We start from the raw sequence: 4,140 nt of genomic DNA on the forward strand, positions 1-4,140 counted from the left end.
ACAACATAAGGGAAATTATGTTGTAAGGATCAATCCAAGCTGCTCCATTTGTCTGGCGTGGACAAAACCGCTCTCTGCGGTATAAATACGGGTGGTAGTGACATTGGAATGACCCAGAATATCCGCCAATCGGGACAAATCTTTTTCCAGCGAGTAATACGTCCGGGCAAACAGGTGCCGCAGGTTGTGAGGGAACACCTTGTCCGGCTCCACTCCGGCGCTTTCACACAGAGCTTTCATATCCCGCCAGATATTGGAGCGGTCCAGGGGCTTTCCCGTCCGCGTGACAAACACCGAACCCTCGGTGATTTCTTGTTTTTTCAGATACTTTTTCAGCAGCTTGCATAGCTTCCCCGGCAGAAAGACGGTCCGCCGTTTTCCCTTGTTGCTAACCACCGTCCGGCCCAGCGCTGCCGCTTCCACCGTGATAAATCGGAGTTCCGATACCCGGATGCCGGTGGCGCAGATTGTCTGAAGGAGCAGGGCCAGCCGCTCATTTCCCTGCCGCCGGGCCGCATCCACCAAACGGACATATTCGGCGCGGGTCATCTCCCGGTTTTCATCGCAGAAAAGAGGACGCTGTACTTTTAGCGGTTTGACGGACAGCTTTGGCCAGTCCATAAAATGAAAGAAACCGTTGACCGCTGCCAGCATGGAGTTGACGGTGGCCGGGGTATAGGTATCTGCCAAATGTTCTTTCCATGCGATCACAGTCCCTTTTGTGATGGGTTGCCCATTCAAAAACGCCATGAAATCGTGAAGATCATGAACATATTTCTTTACCGTGTTTTTGGCCCGTTCCTGCTCCTGGAGATGTGCTGCGTACTGGGCAATATGGTCGGCAGTGATTGTAAAAGCTGTTTCCTGAGTGAACATGGTAATAGTCTCCTTTGTATTCGATGCTGATAGTTTTCCGAATAGAAAGAAGGTTATTCCAAAGCAAGTGAATATTCATTATCATGCGGCTAAAAATGAACCGCCTCTCAGCGGAATACTTTTTGTCCCTGTTCTGCGGCTGCATTTCCTTTTTCCCGCAGTTAGCTTTCCTCGTTGCCGAGTATGCTCTCTTTTAGAGCCTTTCCCGCCTTAAACACGGGGACGCTCTGCGCCGGAATTTCCACAGCTTCCTTGGTTTGCGGATTGCGCCCTGTTCTGGCTGCACGGTGCTTTACTTCAAAGACACCAAAACCAGTCAGCTTGATTTTTTCATCCCTTTTCAGAACTTCTGTGATTGTAGACAGCAGACTGTCCAGAGCAATGCCGCAGTCCTTTTTTGCCATCCCGGTCCTATCTGCCATACGTTCAATCAAATCTTGCTTGTTCATATTTCCTCCTATTCTGGCAAAGGGTGTATTTCTTTGCCAATAACATTTTGTGTGTCCATAACCGATAAAAGACTGGACAAACCCGAATTATATAGGTAAACTTCTGTTGTGTCAATAGGTGGCAAATCACTAGAAGTTTGGATATTTCAACTTTTTGCTTTCCATAGATGTGCAAAATATATTGTAAGGTATCGCTTGAGAGTTCCAAGCACTTCGGCTTTAGAATCGGCCAATTCAGGGCCGTTTTTCAACTTTTCCCGCTATCTCCAAATAATTTTTCAATAATGTCAAATCTCAACTTTTTGCTTGTCTTTCTGCCGATTTCTATAAAAAAATAAAAAACACCACATTTCCATGTGGTGTTTTTCACCTGCATCTTTTTTGACGACACAGGTTGGTACGGGCGAAGGGATTCGAACCCCCGACCTACTGGTTCGTAGCCAGTCACTCTATCCAACTGAGCTACGCCCGCATACCGCAAAGAGGACTTCCTCTTAACAGCTTGATTAGTATAGCACAGCTTTTCCCAAAATGCAAGAGGTTTTTTCCATTTTCTAAAAATTTTTTCTGCAAAAAACCGGCGCGTCCTGAGACGCGCCGGTTTGGCCTAAAAAGGGATTGGAAAATCAGCCGCCGAACACCTTAATCATAAAGCCGGCTGCGCAAGCAGAGCCAATCACGCCAGCCACATTGGGGCCCATAGCGTGCATGAGCAGGAAGTTGGAGGGATTTTCCTTCTGGCCCACGTTCTGAGCCACACGGGCGGCCATGGGCACGGCGGACACACCAGCAGAGCCAATCAGCGGATTGACCTTACCGCCGGTGACCGCATACATCACGTTACCCAGGATCAGGCCGCCAGCAGTGGACAGCAGGAAGGCGGTCAGGCCCAGGACGATGATGAACAGGGTCTCGCCCTTCAGGAACTGCTCTGCGCTGGCCTTAAAGCCCACAGACAGGCCCAGAGGGATGGTGACGATGTTGATAAGAGCATTCTGTGCGGTGTCAGACAGACGCTCGGTAACACCGCTCTCACGGAACAGGTTGCCCAGCATGAGCATACCGATCAGCGGGGCGGTATCGGGGATCAGCAGCACCACGAAGATAGTCACGGCGATGGGGAAGATAATCTTCTCCGTCTTGGACACGGTACGCAGCTGATTCATCTTGACCTGACGGGCCTCCTTGGTGGTGAGGGCCTTCATCAGAGGCGGCTGGATCATGGGGATCAGCGCCATGTAGGAGTAAGCCGCAATGGCAATGGCGGGCAACAGTTCCACAGCCAGCTTAGAGGCCGTCAAAATTGCCGTCGGCCCGTCAGCGCCTCCAATCACGCCAATGGCCGCCGCGTCAGCGGGGCTAAAGGTAATGACAGGGATAAAGGGCAGCGCACCATGCAGGGCGCTGGTAATGGGGCCCACACACAGGGCCATCAGGAACGCGGCGAAAATACCCAGCTGTGCGGCGGCGCCCAGCAGCAGGGAGGTGGGGTTGGCCAACAGGGGACCGAAGTCGGTCATTGCGCCGATGCCCATAAAGATAATCGACGGGTAGATAGCGTACTGAACGCCCTGATAGAGGACCCACATAAAGCCCACCGTACCGCTGTGGGTTGCTGCATCATAGACAGGCTCGTTAAACAGCCCAGTAATGGGCAGGTTGGCCAGCAGCACACCAAAGCCGATGGGAACCATCAGCAGCGGCTCAAAGCCCTTGCCAATACCCATGTACAGCAGCACACAGGCAATAATCAGCATGAGAACGGTTTTCCAGTCCAGAGCGGCAAAGCCGGAGCCGGACGCAATGGCGCTAATTACTCGAGTGAAAAAATCCATACTTCACCCCTCCTCTCAACCGATGGTGACCAGCAGGTCATCGGTGTTTACGGCGGTGCCCACAGCGGCGGCCACAGCCTTGACGGTGCCGGCCACGGGGGCGGACACCTCGATCTCCATCTTCATAGCCTCCAGCACGATGAGCACATCACCGGCCTGAACGGACTGGCCCACAGAGCACTCCACCTTAAAGATGTTGCCCGGCATGGGGCTCTTCACAGCGGTCTCACCGGCGGCGGGGGCAGCAGCGGGAGCCGGAGCAGCCGCAGGAGCCGGAGCAGGCGCGGGGGCCGGGGCAGGTGCGGGTGCAGCGGCGGCGGCCACAGGAGCGGCGGCAGCGGCGGGGGCGATGTTGGTGATCTGGAAGGAGCCCAGAGGCATGCCGGACTCCTCAGCCACGGCGGCCATCATCACGGCCACCAGCTCACCCTCATCCACAGCGGGAGCCGCAGGTGCGGCGGGGGCGGCCGGTTTGGGTGCGGGCGCAGCCTTCTTGGCGGGGGCGGCGGCGGGCTTCTTCTTGGCGTCGATGGAGGCCACCACCTTGGAGATGACCATGATGACCACCATCAGGATGGCCAGCATCATAAACACCACCAGCAGACCGCATACCGCCGTCAGCAGGGCCTCGGGCACGGTCAGCGGCTCGAAGGGGTGGAGGATATACTTACTAGGATCAGTACTCGGCATAGTTGAAACTCCCCCCTATCAACCCAGGGTTACCAGCAGGTCGTCAGTGTTGACGGCGGTACCCACAGCGGCGGCCACCGACTTGACGGTACCGGCCACAGGGGCAGAGACCTCGATCTCCATCTTCATGGCCTCCAGCACGATAAGCACATCGCCAGCCTGGACGGACTGGCCCACAGAGCACTCCACCTTAAAGATGTTGCCGGGCATGGGGCTCTTCACGGCGGTCTCGCCGGCGGCGGGCGCGGCGGCAGGGGCCGGAGCCGGGGCGGGCGCGGGTGCGGCGGCAG

Annotated in this window: 5 protein-coding genes and 1 tRNA gene; all 6 read right to left on the reverse strand. The window is 55.3% G+C overall.

The window, feature by feature from the left end:
- Nucleotides 1–15: 15 nt before the first annotated feature.
- Nucleotides 16–876, reverse strand: coding sequence for a tyrosine-type recombinase/integrase (locus D1646_RS21915; RefSeq protein WP_160638459.1), 861 nt, complete (start codon nt 874–876; stop codon nt 16–18).
- Between the two features lie 161 nt (nt 877–1,037).
- Nucleotides 1,038–1,325: an HU family DNA-binding protein gene (locus D1646_RS21920; RefSeq protein WP_160638460.1), complete on the reverse strand. Its 288-nt coding sequence runs from the start codon at nt 1,323–1,325 to the stop codon at nt 1,038–1,040.
- Nucleotides 1,326–1,720: 395 nt separating this feature from the next.
- Nucleotides 1,721–1,797: transfer RNA gene (locus D1646_RS21925), tRNA-Arg, on the reverse strand.
- A 154-nt stretch (nt 1,798–1,951) separates the two neighbouring features.
- Nucleotides 1,952–3,160, reverse strand: a complete 1,209-nt coding sequence (locus D1646_RS21930) for a sodium ion-translocating decarboxylase subunit beta (RefSeq protein WP_160638461.1) — start codon at nt 3,158–3,160, stop codon at nt 1,952–1,954.
- A 15-nt stretch (nt 3,161–3,175) separates the two neighbouring features.
- Nucleotides 3,176–3,850 (reverse strand): OadG family protein, encoded by a 675-nt coding sequence (locus D1646_RS24100; protein WP_160638462.1) that lies wholly within the window; start codon nt 3,848–3,850, stop codon nt 3,176–3,178.
- Nucleotides 3,851–3,868: 18 nt separating this feature from the next.
- Nucleotides 3,869–4,140: acetyl-CoA carboxylase biotin carboxyl carrier protein subunit (locus D1646_RS21940; RefSeq protein WP_243154300.1), on the reverse strand; the 272-nt coding region annotated here is incomplete at its 5' end.

The sequence above is a fragment of the Pseudoflavonifractor sp. 60 genome, assembly GCF_009911645.1.
Lineage (GTDB): Bacteria > Bacillota > Clostridia > Oscillospirales > Oscillospiraceae > Lawsonibacter.

Excerpts from the sequence above, each read along its gene's own strand:
- D1646_RS21920 (WP_160638460.1), bottom strand. The coding sequence starts at position 1,325 with ATGAACAAGCAAGATTTGATTGAACGTATGGCAGATAGGACCGGGATG.
- D1646_RS21930 (WP_160638461.1), bottom strand. The coding sequence starts at position 3,160 with ATGGATTTTTTCACTCGAGTAATTAGCGCCATTGCGTCCGGCTCCGGC.
- D1646_RS21915 (WP_160638459.1), bottom strand. The coding sequence starts at position 876 with ATGTTCACTCAGGAAACAGCTTTTACAATCACTGCCGACCATATTGCC.
- D1646_RS24100 (WP_160638462.1), bottom strand. The coding sequence starts at position 3,850 with ATGCCGAGTACTGATCCTAGTAAGTATATCCTCCACCCCTTCGAGCCG.